The organism is Bradyrhizobium sp. 25ACV, assembly GCF_054863005.1.
In genome coordinates, this window is record NZ_JAVAYO010000215.1 from 1 (window position 1) to 232 (window position 232).

At 67.7% G+C, this 232-nt stretch carries 1 protein-coding gene; it reads right to left on the minus strand.

Annotation, left to right across the window (positions count from 1 at the left end; translation table 11 throughout):
* A partial coding sequence (locus RAD04_RS39190; RefSeq protein ID WP_461628037.1) for a hypothetical protein occupies window positions 1-232 on the minus strand: 232 nt, incomplete at both ends.

The window sequence follows — 232 nt, forward strand, 5'->3', positions numbered from 1 at the left end:
CGACGGCACGAAGCTGACCTGCCCGCCAGGAGAACGCCAGGCCGCGACCTGGTCAGAGTCGCACCCCCACCCGGGACCAGGGGTCACGCCACTGGCTTTGACCGGATTGTCCCCGGTGAAACCGTCCATGCTCGCGCTGACCGCGTAGAGGTGCCCGCCCCACGACGGGCTGTCGGCCATTGAGAAAGTGTGGTCGGAGACGGCGAAGCTGCTGGCCAGGCTGGTGATGTTG